At 54.7% G+C, this 20609-nt stretch carries 20 protein-coding genes; 4 read left to right on the forward strand and 16 right to left on the reverse strand.

The annotated features are described in order from the left end of the window. Nucleotides 1-4: 4 nt before the first annotated feature. The 9 genes from QZW03_RS06985 to QZW03_RS07025 all read right to left on the reverse strand — a co-directional run bounded on the left by QZW03_RS06985 (nt 5) and on the right by QZW03_RS07025 (nt 8577). Nucleotides 5-604, reverse strand: a complete 600-nt coding sequence (locus QZW03_RS06985) for a DUF1415 domain-containing protein (RefSeq protein ID WP_296509255.1) — start codon at nt 602-604, stop codon at nt 5-7. Continuing rightward, nucleotides 597-1769, reverse strand: coding sequence for a deoxyguanosinetriphosphate triphosphohydrolase (locus tag QZW03_RS06990; RefSeq protein WP_296509256.1), 1173 nt, complete (start codon nt 1767-1769; stop codon nt 597-599). Before QZW03_RS06990 ends, QZW03_RS06985 begins: the two co-directional genes overlap by 8 nt. 71 nt (nt 1770-1840) lie before the next feature. Further along, complete coding sequence (gene aroB / locus QZW03_RS06995) at nt 1841-2938, reverse strand: 3-dehydroquinate synthase (protein ID WP_296509312.1); 1098 nt, start codon at nt 2936-2938, stop codon at nt 1841-1843. Between the two features lie 53 nt (nt 2939-2991). Beyond that, nucleotides 2992-3519, reverse strand: a complete 528-nt coding sequence (locus QZW03_RS07000; protein WP_296509257.1) for a shikimate kinase — start codon at nt 3517-3519, stop codon at nt 2992-2994. Between the two features lie 22 nt (nt 3520-3541). Continuing rightward, on the reverse strand, nt 3542-5599 hold the full coding sequence (locus QZW03_RS07005) for a type IV pilus secretin PilQ (RefSeq protein ID WP_296509258.1): 2058 nt from the start codon (nt 5597-5599) through the stop codon (nt 3542-3544). A 29-nt stretch (nt 5600-5628) separates the two neighbouring features. Then, entirely contained in the window at nt 5629-6171 is a 543-nt protein-coding gene (locus tag QZW03_RS07010) for a pilus assembly protein PilP (protein ID WP_296509259.1), read from the reverse strand. Next, a complete protein-coding gene (locus QZW03_RS07015) occupies nt 6168-6833 on the reverse strand; it encodes a type 4a pilus biogenesis protein PilO (RefSeq protein ID WP_296509260.1) in 666 nt (221 codons plus the stop codon). Before QZW03_RS07015 ends, QZW03_RS07010 begins: the two co-directional genes overlap by 4 nt. Before the next feature lie 11 nt (nt 6834-6844). After that, nucleotides 6845-7501, reverse strand: a complete 657-nt coding sequence (locus QZW03_RS07020; protein WP_296509261.1) for a PilN domain-containing protein — start codon at nt 7499-7501, stop codon at nt 6845-6847. Further along, complete coding sequence (locus tag QZW03_RS07025; RefSeq protein WP_296509262.1) at nt 7498-8577, reverse strand: pilus assembly protein PilM; 1080 nt, start codon at nt 8575-8577, stop codon at nt 7498-7500. The genes QZW03_RS07020 and QZW03_RS07025 overlap by 4 nt, the downstream gene beginning before the upstream one ends. 273 nt (nt 8578-8850) lie before the next feature. Between QZW03_RS07025 and QZW03_RS07030 the strand changes: the two genes are divergently transcribed. After that, complete coding sequence (locus QZW03_RS07030) at nt 8851-11211, forward strand: penicillin-binding protein 1A (RefSeq protein ID WP_296509263.1); 2361 nt, start codon at nt 8851-8853, stop codon at nt 11209-11211. Here the strand turns inward: QZW03_RS07030 and cyaY are convergent. Beyond that, entirely contained in the window at nt 11208-11540 is a 333-nt protein-coding gene (cyaY, locus tag QZW03_RS07035; RefSeq protein WP_296509264.1) for an iron donor protein CyaY, read from the reverse strand. The two genes, QZW03_RS07030 and cyaY, sit on opposite strands and share 4 nt — an antisense overlap. Nucleotides 11541-11552: 12 nt before the next feature. Here cyaY and QZW03_RS17440 point away from each other — a divergent pair, with 12 nt between their 5' ends. Beyond that, nucleotides 11553-11735, forward strand: coding sequence for a lipoprotein (locus tag QZW03_RS17440; RefSeq protein WP_366481435.1), 183 nt, complete (start codon nt 11553-11555; stop codon nt 11733-11735). Continuing rightward, nucleotides 11732-13012 carry a diaminopimelate decarboxylase gene (lysA, locus tag QZW03_RS07040; protein ID WP_296509265.1) on the forward strand — a complete coding sequence of 427 codons (1281 nt, stop codon included), beginning with the start codon at nt 11732-11734 and terminating at the stop codon, nt 13010-13012. The genes QZW03_RS17440 and lysA overlap by 4 nt, the downstream gene beginning before the upstream one ends. 51 nt (nt 13013-13063) lie before the next feature. Here lysA and QZW03_RS07045 read toward each other — a convergent pair whose 3' ends face one another. The 5 genes from QZW03_RS07045 to QZW03_RS07065 form a co-directional block, all read right to left on the reverse strand. Then, nucleotides 13064-13660, reverse strand: a complete 597-nt coding sequence (locus QZW03_RS07045) for a protein-methionine-sulfoxide reductase heme-binding subunit MsrQ (protein ID WP_296509266.1) — start codon at nt 13658-13660, stop codon at nt 13064-13066. Between the two features lie 17 nt (nt 13661-13677). Then, nucleotides 13678-14685, reverse strand: coding sequence for a protein-methionine-sulfoxide reductase catalytic subunit MsrP (gene msrP / locus QZW03_RS07050; protein WP_296509267.1), 1008 nt, complete (start codon nt 14683-14685; stop codon nt 13678-13680). 46 nt (nt 14686-14731) lie between these two features. Continuing rightward, nucleotides 14732-16081, reverse strand: coding sequence for a c-type cytochrome biogenesis protein CcsB (gene ccsB, locus QZW03_RS07055; protein ID WP_296509268.1), 1350 nt, complete (start codon nt 16079-16081; stop codon nt 14732-14734). 2 nt (nt 16082-16083) lie between these two features. Further along, nucleotides 16084-18207, reverse strand: a complete 2124-nt coding sequence (locus tag QZW03_RS07060; protein WP_296509269.1) for a cytochrome c biogenesis protein ResB — start codon at nt 18205-18207, stop codon at nt 16084-16086. Between the two features lie 101 nt (nt 18208-18308). After that, nucleotides 18309-18947, reverse strand: coding sequence for a c-type cytochrome (locus QZW03_RS07065; RefSeq protein ID WP_296509270.1), 639 nt, complete (start codon nt 18945-18947; stop codon nt 18309-18311). Nucleotides 18948-19017: 70 nt separating this feature from the next. Here QZW03_RS07065 and yihA point away from each other — a divergent pair, with 70 nt between their 5' ends. Next, nucleotides 19018-19752, forward strand: coding sequence for a ribosome biogenesis GTP-binding protein YihA/YsxC (yihA, locus tag QZW03_RS07070; protein WP_296509271.1), 735 nt, complete (start codon nt 19018-19020; stop codon nt 19750-19752). On the opposite strand, the gene QZW03_RS07075 is transcribed toward yihA, so the two are convergent. Continuing rightward, nucleotides 19746-20606, reverse strand: coding sequence for a lipid A biosynthesis acyltransferase (locus QZW03_RS07075; RefSeq protein WP_296509272.1), 861 nt, complete (start codon nt 20604-20606; stop codon nt 19746-19748). The genes yihA and QZW03_RS07075 overlap by 7 nt on opposite strands. Nucleotides 20607-20609: the final 3 nt, after the last annotated feature.

Below are 20609 nucleotides of genomic sequence, written 5' to 3' on the forward strand. Positions count from 1 at the left end.
TCTTTTACTTCGAGGGCGCGGAATCCGCCAACGGATTAGCGGATACATCCAGTGCCAGCCAACCATCAGCGCCAAGGTCTTTCAGGGTTGCAATATTGCGAGCATAGATTTGCTCTGCCTCTGGGAATGCCTCCACCGCCTTATCGATACTGGACTCACGCAACAAATGCAGCACCGGGTATGGGGCACGATTGGTGAAGTTGCTTATATCGTCGGCACTCACATCTGCAAACTGAAAGTCCGGATGAAAGCTTGCAATTTGGAGCTCGCCTGACAGTTTCAGTTTTCGCAAGCACTTCTCCGCGGCATACAGAAAGTCATTGAAGTCCACAAACTCAGACAAGGCCTCCGGCAGTATCAGCAGCGTGGTGTCACGGAGCTCGGGCGAGGTGGCTTGGAGGTCCAGCAGCTCTTTGTGCAAAATATCCAACACGTCAGCGCGCTCGGTGGCACGGCAGACCACATAGTGGATCTGATTTTTGACGTAGACCGCTTTCGCAAAAGGGCATAAGTTGAGGCCGATGACGGCGCGCTGCAGCCATTGCCGCATGCGGGCAATCACGACCGCGTCTGTTTGCGCAGGGTGAGGATTCGCTTCAAACATGAAACAAGGCCTTTCCAGTTAATCGGGCGTGTTCACGCATGGCGAACCGGTCCGTCATACCCGCAACGTGGTCACACACTAGCCTCGGGAGAGGGCCATCGGGCGCACTGTCCTGGCCGTGGTGCATTTCGGAAGGATCGTGGAGGTAGGCCGCAAAGAGATCGCTCACCACTTGTTTGGCCTTGTTCATGGTGTCCATCACTCTGGTGTGGCGATACAGTCGATCAAATAAAAATTTCTTGAGTTCACGTGTTTCGGCGCGCATCGCCGGGCTGAACAAGACCATCGCTTTAGCAGCACGGACATCCTCAACACTCACAGGCGCTGTGGTGGTGAGTTGGGCTTGGGTGGTGTGGAGCACGTCGTAAACCATGTCACTCAGCATCAGGCGATTCGTCTCGTACAACCATCGTCGTTGCTGCTTGGGCTGCGCAAGTGCCACATGCTGACCTGTCGCAAGGTTGGCATAGCGAGAAAAAAGCGGCACCTCCATCATTTGTTCCATCGAAAGCAAGCCGGAGCGGACACCGTCGTCGATGTCGTGGCAGTTGTACGCAATTTCATCGGCTAAGTTGCAAAGTTGTGCCTCTAGGCTTGGTTGTCCGCCATGCAGAAACCTTCGGGCTACCCCTGCGGCACTTGAAGGGAATTCCGCCTCAGACTGCTCGATGGCTTGTGCGTTTGTCCGGGAACAATGTTTCAAAATACCTTCGCGGGACTCGAAACACAGATTCAGTCCGTTGAATTGAGGGTAGCGCTCTTCTAAGTGATCAACCACCCTCAAGCTCTGCAAATTGTGTTCAAAGCCACCGAAGTCGGCCATGCATTCGTTCAGGGCATCTTGACCCGCGTGCCCGAAAGGTGTGTGCCCGAGGTCATGGGCCAGTGCAATAGTTTCTACCAAATCCTCATTCAAACCCAGCGTGCGGGCCATGGAACGGCCAAGTTGGGCCACCTCCAGTGAATGCGTAAGGCGGGTACGAAATAGGTCACCTTCGTGGTTGATGAACACTTGGGTTTTGTATACCAGTCGCCTGAAGGCAGTGGAGTGAACGATCCGATCGCGATCACGCTGAAACGGTGTGCGCGTGGGTGCAGCTTGCTCAGGAAAACGTCGCCCACGACTCTGAGTCGGGTCGCATGCATAGGATTTTGTTTGGCCCATATCAGGAGCAACCTGCCCTCATATTTAAAGCGACTATTGCTATATTTTTTATAGCAACTTCATCCGAAAAGTTAACAACAGGCGTCAATAACCTCACGCACAATCGCATCAGACGCAGTGCGTAGAACAGCGCGCCCGGGTCCGTCTAAGAGCACAAAGCGAATCTCGCCAGCCTCCGACTTCTTGTCGTGCCGCATCAGGTCCAGATAACGCCCCGCGTTGTCAGCCGCATCAATGCGCGGTCCTTGGGTCGGCAAGCCTGCCGCGGCGATCAACATTTTCAGTCGTTGCACGTATGCGGCATCAATCAACCCTAAGCGCTCGGATAGGGTCGCAGCCATCACCATGCCGCAACCCACGGCTTCGCCGTGCAGCCACTCGCCGTATCCAAGCCCCGCCTCAATGGCATGGCCGAACGTGTGCCCAAAGTTGAGAATGGCTCTGAGTCCGGACTCTCGCTCATCCTGACCGACTACCCAAGCCTTGATCTCACAACTACGCTTGACTGCATGGGCCAATGCCGCGCCATCAAGTCGGACCAACTTATGAATGTGAAGTTCAATCCAATCGAGGAACTCCATGTCCGCTATAGGTCCGTATTTAATGATTTCCGCCAACCCAGCGGCGACCTCCCTTTGAGGGAGTGTTGTTAGGGTACTAAGATCGCAAACCACCATCTGAGGCTGATAGAACGCGCCCACCATGTTTTTGCCCAGTGGGTGATTGATTCCGGTTTTCCCCCCCACGGAAGAATCCACTTGGGATAACAAAGTTGTGGGCACCTGGACAAAGGGCACTCCGCGCATATAACTTGCAGCGGCGAACCCGGTCATGTCTCCCACGACACCCCCGCCCAAGGCAAACAAAGTCGTTTTGCGGTCTGCCGTGTGGGTCAACAACACATCGAAAATCAGATTCAGTGTTTCCCAATGCTTGTGCGATTCGCCATCCGGGAGCTCGATGAGCAGCACGCGCGAATACTTCGCCTGAAGTGCGGCTCTCAGCTTGTCCGCATACAAAGGAGCGACCGTGGTGTTGCTGACAATTAGCGCAGTGTGGCCGCCTGGGAGTGTGGCAAAAGTGTCCGCCCCGTCGATTAAGCCGCTGCCGATATGTATGGGATAGCTCCGCTCTTCGAGCGAAATGTTTACGGTGTGTAGCGGATGCATAGTCATAAGCCCGATAGTTTAGGGCCTACTTGCAAGGCTCGGCCCGCCAGAGTTCACTCGGTCGTTGGTAACGCACCGGCGAGTTCGAGCTGCATCACAATCATGTTGACCAGTGTCGCAACCGAAGGTCGTCCCGTTTCGAGCACGAAGTGCGCAGTGTCGCGATAGAGTGGGTCTCTTACGGAGAAGAGTTCTCGCATGCGCGTCAGCGGATCCGCCACCTGCAATAAAGGGCGGCTGACATCATGTCGGAGACGCCTGAACAGCTCCTCTGGTGTTGACTTCAAGTAGACGACTTTTCCACGACCGTGCAAGTGAACACGATTGTTCACTCGCAGCACAGCGCCACCACCGGTTGACAACACAGAGTCCGGGTTAAGGGAGAGTTCATCCAGGACCTCTTCCTCAATATCGCGAAATCGTTCTTCGCCTTCACGATCAAAAAACTCGCGGATCGAACACCCGATCCTGCTTTCAATCGCATGATCGGAGTCTACAAAGGGAAGGCGCAGGCGTCGCGCCAACTGACGCCCGACGGTAGTCTTCCCAGAGCCGGGAAGACCGACAAGACTGATGCTCAAGTGCTCACTACCGCGGGAACCATCAGCGACCCACAACTTTGTCGGCAATCACCTTTGGCGTGATGAAAACGAGCATTTCCCGCTTGGTGATTTCCTTAGCGCGATTTCTGAACAGCACACCAAGGCCAGGCAGATCGCCAAAGAATGGCACCTTAGTCTCAGTGTCGGTGGAGCTCTCTGTGAAGATGCCACCGATCACCACAGTGCCACCGTTCTCCACGAGAACCTGCGTTTGGACATGCTTCGTATCAATAGCAAAACCTGCAGGGGTAGACTGTCCCACCGTATCCTTTGTCACATCCAATGTCAGGATGATGTTGCCCTCAGGCGTGATTTGAGGCAGTACTTCTAATTTCAGATTTGCTTTTCGGAAGGCAATCGATGTTGCGCCGCTAGACGAAGCCACCTGGTAAGGCAACTCAGTTCCTTGCTCTATCAGTGCCTTGATTTGATCGGCTGTCACCACACGAGGGCTGGATACGACTTTACCTTTGCCTTCTGCCTCCAACGCAGAAATTTCAAGGTTCAAAAATCTATCCGCGCCGGCTCCGAAAATCGACACAGCGAACTGGCCGGGTGTATTGGATCCCAAGGCGCCAGAAGACGGCAGGTTCACGAAGTTGCCGGACGTGGTGGCAGCGGAACCCACTACATAGCTTGAACCGAGTGCCAACCCTGGTTTGTCGCCCGAGGCTGCTGCAGTTCCCCCTCCGCCCAGTTTGACGCCCAGCGATTTTCCAAAGCTATCCGACGCTTCCACAATTCGAGCCTCAATCAAAACTTGGCGAACCGCAATATCGATCTTTGCAATAAGCTGTTGCACCTGTTCCAGCTTGCTGGGGATGTCTGTTACAAAAAGTTGATTTGTCCGGTTCTCAAAAATCACGCTTCCACGGGAGCTGAGAATTCGACTGGCGGTAACTCCCTGGCCAGCTCCGGAGCTAGATGCAATCAATCCCGCCGCGATGTCAGATGCTTTGCCGTAGTTGATCTGGAAAGATTGCGTACGTAAAGGCTCGAGATTTTGGACAGCAACTACCGTCTCCAAATCAAGCTTTTCTTTCGCTGCAATCTCATCTTTCGGTGCAACCCACAGCACATTCCCTGTTTTCCGCATGCCGAGGCCCTTGGCCTGCAGAATAATGTCCAAAGCTTGATCCCAAGGCACATCCTGCAAGCGCAGGGTAACGGATCCGGACACCGAGTCAGAAGTCACAATATTGAAGTTAGTGAAGTCTGCAATGACTTGGAGCAAGGACCGGACCTCGATATTCTGGAAATTCAAAGAGAGCTTTTGGCCGTTATAACCAACACCTTGGGTGAGCTTTTTGGGGTCAACTTTTGTTTCTTTGACCTCGACGACAAACTGCTCGTCGCTCTGGTAGGCACTGTGCTCCCATTGCCCTTGAGGCTCAATCACCATGCGGACACGATCACCCGACTGCGTAGTAGTCACTGTTTTCACCGGCGTACCGAAGTCGGCGACATCCAGTTTCCGGCGCAAGCCCTCTGGCAGGCTGGCCTTCATGAACTCCACAACCAATCCCTGGCCTTGCTGACGGATATCCACGCCAACCTGGCTGTTAGGTAAGGTCACGACAATGCGGCCAGCCCCATCAGCAGCACGTCGGAAGTCAACATCCTTCAACGGTGCCGACACCCGGCTGGTGGTTTCTGCAAACGCATTCCCCGGCTTCGCGTTAGCAATCTCCGCAGCTCCCAATGAGACCAACAGAGACTTACCTTGGATTTCCGCCTTGTATGCGGCGGCTTGTTTCAAGTTCAATACGACACGCGTACGCTCTCCGGCCTGCACCACACTCACCGATTTCAAATTTCCTTGGTTAATCTCCACAGTCGACCGCCCCATGGCGTTGGCGACTCCCGGGAAATCCAGTGCAATCCTCGCAGGCGACTGAATTGCAAACCCGGTCGGAAGCGCGGTTAGCGTCTGTGACAAATCGATACGGACCACCTCATTCCCGCCCTGCATAGAACCTGACACGGCTTCGATTGCACCCTGAGCGTAGACGATCTGGCAGAGCAGCAGACTCGCACCCAGCACGATTTTTTTAAACATGCGCATTCCCATTAATTCGTTCCGATGTGTCATTTCGCCCTCTCTTGCAACTCTAAAGTTGCGGCCCGCTCGATCCATTCGCCGGCTGCATCTTGGACAATTTCGCGGAGGGTCACTTGGGTTTCGCTGATTTTGGTGACCTTCCCATAGTTCTGGCCCAGATAGTTACCGAGCTTGACTTGATAAAGAAGATTCTCGACCCTGACCAACGCAACTGGCTGCCCTGCCTTGGTCAAATTCCCCACCATGGCCATCGTGTCCAGCGGGAATGATTCCAGCGCCTCCTTGCGCCGCGCCAATTCCGGGGCTACCAATGCACCATTGGTCACCGCCTGTGAGGATTCACGCTTCAAAGCTTGCGTCAATTTGAGACTACTGAAGGGCTCGATGGACGCAGAACTCGCATAGGACTCCGGCACAAACTGCTTTGGCGCTGGAATTGGCGCAACCCTGGGGCGGGTTTGGTTGCGCTCTTCAACGATCCAGCTCCGCAAATCACCTTCAGCGTTAGAACCGCACCCAGTCAGAAACACGATGAGCGAGCTTGACGCCAAAATAAAAGGCAGCTTCATTTTTTCGCTCCCGTCGCGGCACGCTGGGCCTGCACTTCTTCAGGGTCCAGATACCGGAATGTCTTAGCGGTCGCGTCTAAGGTCAACATGGCATCCTGGCGCGGCATCAACGTCAAGTTATTCAACGTCACGATTCGCGATAGGTTGGCGATATCCGATGCGAAGCTACCGATGTCATGGTACTTCCCTGTCACCTTGATGGTAATCGGGAGTTCGGCGTAGTACTCTTTGACCGCAATTTGCCCAGGGCGAAACAACTCGAATTGAAGGCTACGCCCCAGTCCAGCCTGGTTGATATCCGACAACAAAGCGTCCATCTCTGCCTTGCTCGGCAACTGCTTTTCCAACTGGGTTACGTACTGCTGGACTTGTTCTCGTTGTTTTTTGAGAACATCCAGATTAACAGCTTTGGTTAGTTTCTTTTTATAGTCCTCTCGCAGAACCACCTCTTTGTCCTGCTCGACTTGCAGCGCTTCTTGGGAGCCCGTTAACCAAACGAACCAGAGTACGACGACGATTCCGATAGCAGTCGCCACAAACAAGAGAAATCGTGGCACAGATGGCCAAAGGGAAGGATCCTTCGGATCCAGATCCCGAAACTGGGAAATGACCTTCTCTTGCAATGCAGCAAAGTCAACGGACGCATTCAAACTTTTTGCCATATTCGCTTTGATTAAAGTTTGGGCTGGGCCGTAGAGGCTGCGGTCTGCGGTGCACTCGCAGCTAATGCCGCCGCCTCTGCCTGCTTCGCCGCAAGTTTCTCGGCCTCGGACGCCCTCATCAGTTTTACTTTGATGTTGAAATTGAACACACGTCGTTGCTCCTTTGCGGAGATAGATGCCGAGCCCGCAGTAATTTCAATCAGCTCAGGCTTGCTAAACCATGGCGTGTTGTTGGCTAAGTTGCGCAGCAACTCTGAAACACGCTCGTTCGACTGGGCGACTCCAGAAATTGAAACCACCTGTTCCTGCTGGCTCATCTTGTTGATGTACACCCCGTCCGGAAGCTGGTTCACTAACTCGGTCAGCAAGTGGACTGGTAGATTGCGGTCCGATTGCAAGTCCTCTACAGCTTGTTGACGTGCCCGCAAAGCTGCAATTTCGGCTTCCAAACCAGCAATGTCTTTAATTTGACCTTCGAGCTTCTTGATTTCAGTTTCCAGCACCAAGTTGCTCCCCTGCTGCTGGGAAATGGCTGCTTGGTACCAAAGGTAAATGGTCCCGGCGATCAAACCTCCCAAAATAGCAGAGATAGCCAAGGCCAAATTGAAGAGATCTTTGCGTCGCTTGCGGGCCGCCTCTCTATGAGGCAACAAGTTGATCAAAATCATTGCGAAAACCTCCGCAATGCCAAGCCACAGGAAGTCAAATAAGACGGCGCTTCACGGGTCATGCGCTTCAACCGAACGCTGTCTCCGATTTCCATTCCATCAAAAGGATTCAACAAACTACAAGGAAACGTTGTGTGCTGGGTCACTGCAGTCGTTAACCCCGGCAAAGCCGCCGAGCCCCCTGCCAACATGATGTAGTCCACTTTGTTGTGTGGAGTGCTGGTAAAAAAGAACTGCAGCGCACGGCCCAACTCTTGAACCATGGTGTCAATAAACGGTTTCAAAACCGTCGATTCATAGTCGTCCGGCAGTTCACCGCTTCGCTTTTTACTCTCGGCCTCTTCCTGAGAAAAGCCATACTGACGAACGATCAACTGGGTAAGCTGCGCTCCGCCAAAGGCCTGGTCTCGGTCATACAGCACCTCGTCATCTCTCATTACTTGCATGCTGGTGGTCATGGCACCGACCTCAAACAAAGCAACGATCAGTCCGGCACCTTTGCTAGGAAGGTTTTCGATCAGTCGTCCGGCGGCAAGGCGCGCCGCATAAGACTCAACATCCACAATTACCGGAGTCAATCCTGCCGCCTCTGCAAGTCCTTGGATGTCCTGCACTTTTTCCTTCCGGGAAGCAGCAATCAGGACCTCGATGTCTCCTGCACTTGCGGCACTAGGCCCCACCACACAGAAGTCTAGGCTCACCTCATCCAACGGAAATGGGATGTACTGGTTGGCTTCGGACTCCACTTGCTGCTCCAGCTCCAAATCAGACATTCCGCCGGGCAAAATAATCTTCTTGGTAATGACCGCAGAAGGCGGTAGCGCCATGGCAACGTTTTTTGTTTTGGTTCCGCTTTTTTTCACCAATTTGCGAACGGCTTCTGCAACTTCATCAAATTTTTCGACGTTGCCATCCGTAAACCACCCCCGCTCGAGCGGCTCAATCGCGCAGCGTTCGAGGACCAAGTTTCCGGCTTTGTCGCGCCCCAACTCCACCAACTTAACGCTGGAAGAGCTAATGTCCAACCCGAGCATCGGAGCGGGCTGGCGGCTAAATAAAGACCCCAATGAGATCAAAATGGTCCCCTGAAACGGACTGGCATGAGGCCAGTCAAACTTAAGAATTCACTTCAATGCTATCAGCAAGAGTATTGAGCGGCAAAGGTTTTTTCACTTTCTGACAATTTATAACGTTGCCAAAAGCCGACGCCAAACCCATGGTTTCCGCTAACATTTCCACCAATGAGTGCGACTTTGCATCCACCAAGTTCGCTACTCAACTGCTCGGCGTGACATCCCAAGCGACACGATTCGCCCATTTTTATAATGGGATGCAACACAAGACCCTATATGCCTACTTCCAAAGACACCCCACAAAAAGAAGACCTTCATCACTGGCATTGGTTGGTCTACGTTTTACTTTGGATCGTAGGACTAGCGGTAGCTGGTGCGTTTTCTGTCATAGCGCTGGTCGCGCTGGCGTTAGCTATGGCCTACCCCAACCTTCCCGATATCAGCGACTTGTCTGACTACCGCCCGAAGCTGCCGTTGAGGGTATTTTCGTCGGAAGGTGATCTCATTGGGGAGTTCGGCGAAGAACGCAGAAAACTCACACCCATTAAGGAAATACCTAAAGTCATGACCGATGCCATCCTTGCGGTGGAGGACGCGCGGTTTTATCAACATGGCGGGGTTGACTACATCGGTGTTATCCGCGCCGGATTGGCTAACGTGGGCAGGGTAAAGAGCCAAGGAGCATCAACCATCACGATGCAGGTGGCCCGCAATGTTTACCTTACCTCCGAGAAAACCTTTACCCGCAAGATTTATGAGATTTTGCTGACCTTCAAGCTGGAACACATGCTCTCCAAAGACCAGATTTTGGAGATCTATATGAACCAGATCTTTCTTGGCAACCGGGCCTATGGATTCGCAGCAGCATCCGAAATCTATTTTGGAAAACCACTGAAAGATATCTCTGTGGCGGAAGCGGCTATGTTGGCGGGCCTACCCAAGGCACCATCAGCCTACAACCCCATCAGCAACCCGAAGCGTGCAAAAGTCCGGCAGCAGTACATCATTAACCGTATGCTGGAGAACGGGTTCATCACTGAAGACGAGGCTGAAACCGCACGGAACGAGGAGCTGAAAGTCCGAACCGGCCCCAGCTCAAACCCCATCCATGCAGAATATGTGGCAGAAATGGTTCGCCAGCTCATGTTCAGCCAATACGGCGACGAGACCTACACCCGAGGTCTGAATGTCCACACCACACTGAATTCGAGTCAACAAGTTGCTGCGTACCAAGCACTTCGCCGTGGAATCATGGACTTCGAGCGCCGGCAGTTTTATCGTGGACCTGAAAAGTTTATAGCGCTACCGGCGAAATCCCAGGATCTTGAAGATGCCATTGACGAAGCGCTTGACGAGCACCCAGACAACGGTGACGTCATGGCCGCAGTGGTCTTGGAGGCGGACAGCAAGCACATTAAGGCCCAACGGCAGGGTGGGGAGATAGTTGACATTGCTGGAGACGGCCTGAAGCCAGCGCAATCAGGACTTTCTGAGAAAGCTGCTCCAAACATCAAAATTCGCCGAGGAGCGCTCATCCGCGTTTCGAAGACTTCCAAAGGCACTTGGGAGATCACCCAATTGCCGGAAGTTGAGGGTGCGTTTGTAGCCCTAGACCCGCGAGACGGGTCGATTAAGGCACTGGTTGGAGGCTTTGACTTCGCCAAAAACAAATTCAATCACGTCACTCAAGCTTGGCGTCAACCCGGGTCCAGCTTCAAACCTTTTATCTACTCGGCCGCGCTTGAGAAAGGCTTCGGGCCTGCCACCGTGGTGAACGATGCGCCTCTGTTTTTTAATGCCGGTGTAACCGGGGGCCAGCCGTGGGAGCCCAAAAACTATGACGGAACATTTGATGGACCCATGACACTGAGGCGGGGCCTGGCAAAGTCCAAAAACATGATCTCCATCCGGGTACTCAACTCGATTGGTGCGCCCTATGCCCAGGAATGGGTCACCCGATTTGGCTTCGAGGCTGAAAAACACCCCGCCTACCTGACTATGGCACTCGGCGCGGGGACTGTCACGCCGCTGCAAATGGCAAGCGCTTATTCCGTATTTGCCAATGGTGGATACCGGGTCAACCCATGGATCATCTCTAAGGTGAGCGAACAACGTGGCAAGGTGCTGGTCGAAACCACGGCCCCGACTCTGGAGAATAGTGAGCGAGCCATCGATGAGCGCAACGCTTTCATGATGAGCAGTTTGCTTCAAGAAATCACACGGTCAGGCACTGCCGCACGGGCGCAAGCCACTTTAAAAAGACCCGACTTGTATGGCAAAACAGGTACTACCAACGACTCCATGGATGCCTGGTTCGCGGGCTACCAGCCCAGTATTGCTGCCGTTACCTGGATAGGCTACGACACACCGCGCAAATTGGGCGACCGGGAAACCGGGGGCGGACTGAGCCTCCCCGTTTGGATCAGTTTTATGGAAACCGCCCTGAAAGGCGTCCCGGTGAGCGAGCCGACTGCACCGGAAGGCGTAGTGCGGCTGAACAACGAGTGGTTCTATGAAGAATTTACCCACGGAGCCGGCGTGAGCAATTTAGGCCTGACAGACCCGCCCGAGGCAACGCCAGAAGCGGCCGGCTCTGCCGACGAAAAGAAAAAAATACTGGATCTCTTCAAGAACTAATCAGGTGAAAACACCAGGGGCTCACCGGCTTGAAGACTCGCATTGGCACTCAAGGCAGCGTAGAACTCTCCGCCACCCTTGGTGTCTTGCCATAACCCGTCTGCCCAGCGATAGTGATACCCACCGGATTTGGCAGCCAGCCAAATCTCATGAAGCGGTTTTTGTAAATTCACGATGATCTGGGAACGGTTTGCAAAGGTCAACGTAATCATGCTTCCGACCCGCTGGTTGTCGACATCCGCGTCCGATTCGTCGTTGATGCGGTCGCAAGCCAGCTCGATGGTCTTCAACAAAGACTCTGCCAAGCTCATGAATTCAGGGTCGGTCATTACAATTTACACATGTTCAATAGAACCCGAATTCTAGTCAGCAGCTTAAGTCCGCTTTGCCTTTGCGTGTTACTGACCGCCTGTGGCCAAACCGGGCCGCTTGTTTTGCCGAAGCGCCCGCCTATTCCTTCGGCCAGCTCAGCCGGACCAGCGACTCTCTCTCCTACCGTCAGCCCCAACTCCAACAATCCATGAGCGCTCTCCAACTCCCCGGCCACCCCCATGTTCATTACCAACATGAACAGTTACACGTTGAAGGGTGCAACCTGAAGGCGCTTGTAGCTGCCCACGGGACACCTTTGTTTGTGTATTCGAAAGCCTCCATGCTGGAAGCTCTGGCGGCCTACCAACGAGGTTTTGCCGGCCGCAATGCCCGCGTCTGCTATGCAATGAAAGCGAATTCGACGCTTGCAGTCTTGCAACTTTTTGCCAAAGCCGGATGCGGATTTGACATTGTTTCCGGCGGAGAGCTCGCAAGGGTGTTGGCGGCGGGTGCGCAAGCTGACAAAGTCATTTTCTCAGGCGTGGGGAAAACTCGAGATGAGATGCGTGTGGCCCTGAAAGCAGGCATAGGCTGCTTCAACGTCGAAAGCGAGGCTGAAATCGATGTGCTGAACGAAGTTGCAGTTGGCCTCGGCGTGCAGGCGCCTATCAGCATCCGGGTCAATCCCAATGTTGACCCTAAAACGCACCCCTATATCTCAACCGGACTCAAAGGCAACAAGTTTGGTATTGCGCACGAACGCACACTGCTAACCTACCAGCGAGCTGCAGCGTTTGCAGGGCTGAAGGTCGTGGGCATTGACTGTCATATCGGATCGCAAATTACCGAAGAGACCCCTTACCTGGATGCGATGGATCGGATGCTGGATATAGTGGAATCCATCGAAGCGGCAGGTATTCCTATCCACCACATCGACTTCGGCGGAGGCTTGGGCATTAACTACAACGGGGACACGCCCCCCGCGGCAGATGCGTTGTGGCAAAAACTGCTAGCCAAACTCGATGCGCGGGGCTTCGGCCAACGCCAGCTGATGATAGAGCCCGGCCGCTCCTTGGTTGGCAACGCAGGCGTCTGCGTGACGGAGGTGTTGTACATGAAGCCCGGCGAGCAAAAGAATTTTTGCATTGTCGATGCCGCCATGAATGACCTTCCACGCCCCGCTATGTACCAAGCGTTTCATGCCATTGTTCCGCTCCAACAGACAAGTGGCAATGCAGCGACAACGGTCGTCGACGTCGTAGGACCCGTCTGCGAAAGCGGTGACTGGATTGGGCACGACCGAAACCTAGCGGTTCAGTCGGGCGACCACTTGGCAGTGTTGTCGGCTGGTGCGTATTGCATGAGCATGTCGAGCAACTACAACTCCCGCCCCAAAGCTGCGGAGGTTTTGGTGGACGGAGCGCAAAGCCATTTGATTCGTCAGCGGGACAGCTTTGCAGATCAGGTCCGGGGTGAATCTCTTCTCTAATTCACTATGATATTTGTAGCAGCCTCCGCTTATTTAGCGAGGGCCAGCTCACTATTTGGCATAAAAACGCCGAATTCGCCACCCCAACAGAGCACCTAGGATGGCTGCGTACAAGGCTACTTCTGCGAAGTCGTTTTTCCCGGCCTTCATCCAGAAAAAATGCAACACAGCCAGCAAAGCAATGGCGTACACGGCACGGTGAAGTGCCTTCCAGCGCTGGGCTCCCATGGCTTTGATCACGGCATTGAAAGAGGTCGCAGCCAACGCAGTTAACAAAAGTAAGGCGGTGAACCCCACCAAAATGAAGGGGCGCTTGACGATATCGGCTGCAATATCAGCGGGTTCCAAACCCATGTCGAGCCAGCTGTACGCCAGCATGTGCAGCAGGCCGTAGGCAAATGTGGACACCCCCACCATTCGCCTGAAACGGGCCAATGCCGACCATTTGAAGAACTCCCTCAAAGGGCTGATGGCGAGGGTGATGCATAAACAACGCAAGGTCCAATCGCCTGTGGAACGTATCAGCGCTTCGGCAGGGTTGGCGCCAAGTCGGTCCGAAACAGCGGCCCAGACCAGCCAGACGAGGGGCAAGCACAGCAATACCAACAGGCACGGCTTAGCCCGGCGGTGCAACAGCCAAGTGTTCATAAAAGAGCGTTGGGCGATTAAAAGAACTTCTTGAGGTCCATGCCGGCATAGAGCTGACCGACCTGGGCCTCATAGCCATTGAACATCAGAGTTTTCCGCTTTTTCGCGAACAATCCATCTTCTCCAATGCGCCGCTCCGTGGCCTGACTCCAGCGTGGATGGTCAACATTCGGGTTCACGTTGGAGTAAAACCCGTATTCGTTGGCAGCCGCCTTGTTCCAAGCGGTTGCAGGCGGTTTTTCAGTAAAGCGGATTTTCACTATGCTCTTGCCACTCTTGAAACCGTACTTCCACGGCACGACCAATCGCACGGGTGCTCCGCTCTGGTTGGGCAATACTTCGCCGTACATGCCAAAAGTCAGCAAGGTGAGCGGGTGCTGCGCCTCATCCAAACGCAGTGCTTCTACATAGGGCCAGTCCAAGACACGTGAACCTACGAAAGGCATAGTTTTCGGGTCCGCCAAAGTGATGAACTCCACGTACTTGGCGCTACCTTGAGGTTCTACCCGCTTAATCAACTCCGACAAGGAGTAACCCACCCAGGGAATTACCATCGACCACCCCTCTACGCATCGCAGCCGGTAGACCCGCTCTTCCATAGGGCTCAGCTTGAGCAGGTCCTCCAACGCGTATCTGCCGGGTTTCTTAATCAGCCCTTCGACCTCGACCGTCCAAGGCGTCGTCTTGAGGGTGTGGGCGTTGATGGCAGGGTCCGCCTTGTCGGTGCCGAATTCGTAAAAGTTGTTGTAGGTGCTGGCTTCTTTGTAAGGCGTTACTTTCTCGGCGGTAGCTGCGCCATCGACGCTGGTAGCCTTGGTATTCAGGACTGCTAATTTCCCGGGACGACTGCCCCACCCTGCGCCTTGCGCCCTAGCGCTGCGGGAGGCCCACGTAGCCAACCCAGCACCGACCACACCAGTGGCTACCGTTTGCAGCAACTTACGGCGGTTCTGATAAACCACCTGTGGGGTGATCTCGCTGGCGACCGGATGATGGAAACCTTGGGACTTGGAGTGAAAGTGCATAAGAGTATTCCTTGTTTCCGGTTTGGTCGTTGGAGTCCTTGCTTTCTTACAAGGTTCCGTAACTATGAAGCCCACTGAGAAACATATTCACACCAATGAACGCAAAGGTCGTGATGGCCAAGCCCACTAGCGCCCACCATGCGGCTACGGTGCCACGTAGGCCCTTCATCAAACGCATGTGCAACCAGGCAGCGTAGTTGAGCCACACAATCAACGCCCAGGTTTCCTTCGGGTCCCAGCTCCAATAACCACCCCAAGCCTCCGCCGCCCACAACGCGCCCAACACGGTCGCAATGGTGAAAAAAGCAAACCCGACGGCGATGGACTTGTACATCACATCATCCAGCACCTCTAGGCTCGGCAGCTTTTCTGCAATCGCGCGCCGCCCGAGGAGAATGCCGGCCACGATCAAGGCAGAGATCCCGAAGTACATCGCCCAGTAATCGTTCAGACCTGCGGCAGAGGACTTGCGGAACACAATGGGCTCAAAACACAACACGATACCCAGCAACCAGAGCGGTGCCAGGCGGTACCACTTCGCCTCTGCCGCTTGTTGTTTGATCAAATAAGCGAAAGCCACCATGGCTGCTAATGCAAACGTTCCATAGCCAATAAAGTTGGCCGGCACATGAAGCTTCATCCACCAGCTCTTGAGCGCGGGTACCAGCGGCTGAATCTCCTGAGCCTGCCGTGCCACGGTGTACCACAGCAGAAAGCCCACCGCTGCGCTCACAATCAACATGACAAAAGCCCCTAGGGCCCGGGTTTTGTACTGTGCCTCGAAGTAAAGGTAGAACAGTGCCGTCATCCAACAAAACATGATGAAGACTTCATACAGGTTGCTGACCGGGATGTGCCCGATATCGGCCCCCAGAAGGTAGCTTTCAAACCACCGCACCATGGTGCCGGTCAGCGCCATCGTGACAGCCACCCACACCAAGCGGGAAGCTATTGTTTCGAGGCCTGAAGCACGCTCTTTCGCGAACACGCCTATCCAGTAGAAGCCAGTCGCCATGAAAAACAACATGCTCATCCAGAGGATGGCCGACTGACTGGAAAGAAAATACTTCAAGCCGAAAACCGTTTCGGCACGAGCGAGGTCACCTTGATAGGCAGCTATACCCGTCAAAGACAACACCGCAACAGCCAGCATCAAGCGCTGAAGTGGAGCCCATAGCCAGCCCAGCCAGATAGCCGCCGGTATGGCCGCCAACATGATGCCTTTTTCGTAAACATCCATGGCCGAGTGATACCGGAAGAAGGCAAAAAGCCCTCCGGCGACAACGAGCAGAGCGAAAAACCACTCCCACCCGGAACGACGGAAATAGCTGTCATGCAATGCAAGCGTGACAGTCTCGGGCGATGCAGAAGGCGATCCAGCTGGTACAGCGTTCATTTTTATTGTTCCTCAATGGCTAAGAGTCGGCGTTTTAAATGGGCGAACTCGTGGTCACCATCCATTGTTTTCCGATTGGTCGACAGGGCCATCGTTGCATGGGAGCCGCTATCGGCCCCTGGTGCGGGCTCCAGCCAGATCCACAAACGACGTTCCCGAACATACAACATTGCAAAAACCCCCAAAATGAGCAAGGCACAGCCCAAATACACAATCGTCTTACCCGGGGCGCGTGCAACTTGGAAAACACTCGCCTGCACTTGGGTGAAATCACTCAGCGTCAGTACAAACGGGGCAGGATACAGAGGCAGATCACTCAGGGCCAGCACCGACTGCGTCATAAACTGCTGGGTGACCGCATCGGCCGGGAGCAGCTTCAGACCAGCTTGCTCACGCGTCATTTGCATTAACTCGAACAAGACACCATTCAGGATACGAACCAGCACCTCACCTGCTTTGTTGCGCTCCGCCTCCGGTACGTTGGCCTCGATAAAGTCTGAAATCGCTTGAAGGCCTGCGCCCCGCCCCTCGGCTCCCGCAAAAAGGGTCAGAGCCCGGTTAGCGGACCCTGCAAGTTGACTCACCAGATCATCCCGCTTGGAGTCAATCGCCTTGATGGCGTAGCGTCGGACAGCCTCTTGTCGCATTGCAGGATCTGACAATGCCCGACTGGCACGCAAGAAACCATCGAGGCTGCCCTCTGCGTCTGCAGGAATTCTCAGGTAGCGAAATGAGTCCGCTGGACTCTCCCGCATTCCCAACAGAAACACCATCTGCCCGTCACCCAGGTCCACGGGGAGCATGTAGTTATTGAACTCACGGGCCTGCCCAGCTTGGTCACGCAGCTTGTAGCTGTAGCTGGGCCCGATGTTCCGGAGAGTTTTTCCATCTTTGGGCTTGTTGGCAGCGCCCAATTGAGCATCCAGCGACGCCCGTAAATCAACGCCACGCACATCCGTCTTGCCAGCGACATCGGCCGAGAGATTCTCCACATTAATGCCCCGCAGCCCGGTGAACTCTACCGTCAGCGCCTCCGACAGGCCACCCACTGTGCCACCCAGGGTCTGGCTACCACCCACGGTGCCGTCCAAGGCAAATTCCTTGCCCCCGTTGCGCAGCGGCTCGCCTTTAAATTTGAGCGTAGAGCCGCCATCGTCAAAGCTGGACTGATAAATTTCTATCCCTTTGAAACTAGCCGGGTGATTCACTTCCACCCGCGCTGGTGTTTGCTCACCGGTGGCTTTGTCATGAATCACGATTTCGCTGGCAAACAGCTTGGGCATCCCTGTTGAGTAGTACTCCACGATGAACTTCTTAAGTTCAATCGCGAACGGTAGCTCCTGCAAGAGGATGCCATCTGACTGGTTCAAGATTGCCGTGCTGGACTGTGTGCCCTCCGAGACCATCACATTGCCCCGGAAGGTCGGATTGCGCTCACTCAATCGATGCTGCGCAGGTACATCCGCAATCAAGCCGCCTCCCTTGAAAGGAGTCTTGTCGGCAAACAGCATTTGCGCTCGCACCACGAGATCGCCATCCAGCAAACCGCCAAGGCACACCAAGACGATGGCACTGTGCGCTGCAATGTAGCCCAGCTTGTTGCTGGCGCCGGCCTTGGCAGCCAACATCCAGCCGGTGCCATGGGGTGTCTCCCGAGCTTGCAATTTAACCTTCCAACCGCCACCAACCAGCAAGCCACCAAGACGCCGGGCTGCAGCTTCAGGAGGCTCCCTCAATTCAGCCTGTGCTTTGTGGCCGAAGGCGCGCAAGCTTTGTTCACGGATGTTCTCTTTATAAGAACGCAAATCCACCAAAATTTTTGGTGTGTTGCGGGCGACACATAGAGAGGTGCTCAAAACCAAGAACGCCAGAATCAGCAAGAACCACCAGGCGCTGTACACATTAAACAGGCTGGCTCGCTGAAACACTTCGGCCCAGAAAGGACCGAACTGGTTGACATAGTTCCCCACCGGCTCGTGCTGTTTGAGCACGGTACCGATAACGGAAGCAATACAAATCACCGTCAGCAACGAAATTGCGAATCGCATCGAGGAAAACAGCTCGACAGCCGCACGCCATGCGCGGGAGCCTGCCTTGATCTCGATACCTTGGGTGGAAACAGTCATGAAAAACACTCGAAAAAAAAGCGGGCCATCTGATGGATGGTCCCGCCTATTGGGGTGTCAGCGCTCTCTTTGGTTCCCCGGAACCCTAGAAAGCTGACAAATCAGCGCAGCCCGGCGATGTAATCCGACACCGCTTTGATTTCACGGTCATTGAGTTTGGCCGCCACTTGCGACATTTGCAGGCTGTTTTTACGGACACCGTCACGGAATGCAACCAACTGAGCGACAGAGTAGTCAGCATGCTGGCCGCTCAAACGGGGATACTGGGCAGGAATACCAGCGCCATTGGGGCTATGACAGCCGGCACAAGCGGGAACCTGGCGGTCTGCAATTCCACCGCGGTAAATACGCTCTCCCAAACTCACCAGCTCTTTGTCCTTGGCAAAGCCCGGCTTGCCGGCTTTGGAGGCCAACCAGAACGAGATGTTTTTCATGTCATCGTCGCTGAGTGCCGAGGCAAATCCCTTCATGACGGCATTGTTGCGCTTGTCAGACTTAAACTCTTGAAGCTGTTTGACCAAATACTCGGGGTGTTGCTGCGCCAACTTGGGGTTTCCTGCGATCGCAGAATTGCCGTCCGCTCCGTGACACGCAGCGCAGACAGCCCCAAAGCTCGCTTCCCCTTTGGCGAGATCAGGTTTTGCAACCTTGGCCGCCTCTTTTTTAGGCTCTTCCGAATAGGAAGAAACAGCGAGCGTAGCCATGGAGGCTGCGATGATCAATTGAGCAATCAACTTCATAGGGATGTTGTGTCTGGTGGCCATAACCGTGCCATTCTACAATGCGGCTCTGGGTTTACCTCTAATTTCAATGACCAACACACAAAACCCAAAGGCGGCCACTCCGTCAACCAAGCCAATCACTCCAACCGAAAAAAGTGCCGCCGTGGTGGCGCTGGGCTGGTTGCACACTGCGCGCTTCTTGACCACCGCACCCCAACTCCATTTCTTGCCGGAACTGGACGTGCCGGAGATCGCCTTCGTGGGACGGTCTAATGCAGGCAAGTCCACCTGCATCAACATACTGACGCAGCAAAAGCAACTAGCTTTCGCATCCAAAAAACCGGGACGCACGCAACACATCAACCTTTTTGCCTTGGGCAAGCAAGGTGCCACTGATGCAGTGCTGACCGACCTGCCGGGCTATGGCTACGCCGCCGTTCCTAAACAAGACAAAATCCGCTGGCAGCAGGTGATGGCCAACTACCTGGTCACCCGCAAAAACCTGAAAGCAATTGTGCTGATGTGCGACCCACGCCATGGCATGACGGAGCTGGATGAAATTTTGCTGGATGTGATCCGCCCGCGGGTTGAAGAAGGTCTGAAGTTTCTTATCGTCCTCACCAAGGCCGACAAACTCACGCGCACCGAAGGCGCCAAAGTGCTGTCGATCACCAAACTGCAAGCCGGTGGCGGAGAGGTGCGCCTCTTTTCAGCAACTAAACGCACCGGTATCGACGAAGTTGCCACCCTGCTGTGGGATTGGGCTCACCCCAAAACTGCAGCACCCAGCGCTAAGCCTGACGCCGCTCCTCAGCCTCAGTAAGGCGGCGTCCAGCCTTCGGGTTGGTCTTTGAATCGCTTGTGCACCCAGAAATACTGGTCCGGCATGGTGCTGATATAGGTTTGTAGTGTCTGATTCATGCGGGCGGTATCCGCTTGCATGTCGGCACTCGGGAAATCCGTCCAAGCAGGCAAGACCGCAATCTCATAGCCCTGCGGCACCAGCTTGCAAAGTATGGGAACCACTTTGGCGCGCGACAGGCGGGCAAAGCGGGAAAGGGAGGGAACCGTGGCTGCCGGACGTCCGTAAAACGGGACATACACCGACTCCTCCGGGCCGAAGTTCATGTCCGGTAGCAAATACAGGGGAGCACCTGACTTTAAGCCTGCAATGATGGGCTTTACGCCCTCTATGCGTCCGAACAATCGCCCGCCCATGCGTTGGCGCCCGGCCAGAATCCAAGCATCCGCTACTTTATTGGCCTGGTCGGTGTAAATGGTGGTGAATGACCGCGGGACCTGCTGGGTCAGCGCGGTCCACCCTGCGTCCAGCCCCACGAAATGCGGCGCGAACAGTACGGTCGGCGCATCACCCGCCAACTCGTCGAGGGCGCCCTTCAGCAGTAGGCGATTCCGCAAAACTTCCGGCGAGGCACGCCAAAGCCACCCGCGGTCGAGCCACGCCTGGGCGAAGGCTACAAAAGTCCGCAACGCAAGTCGGCGCCGCTCGGCGGGCGTTTGGTCCGGGAAGCAAATTTCCAAATTCGTCAAAACCACACGTCGCCGCGAGCCCACCAAGATAAACAGGGCAAGCCCGAGCAGTGCGCCTACGGCACGCAGCCAAGACAAGGGCAAATGCCCCAGCCATTCAATCATCCGCAATATCCAACGACTCATCCA

It is taken from the genome of Rhodoferax sp. (genome assembly GCF_013297935.1).
Lineage (GTDB): Bacteria > Pseudomonadota > Gammaproteobacteria > Burkholderiales > Burkholderiaceae_C > Allorhodoferax.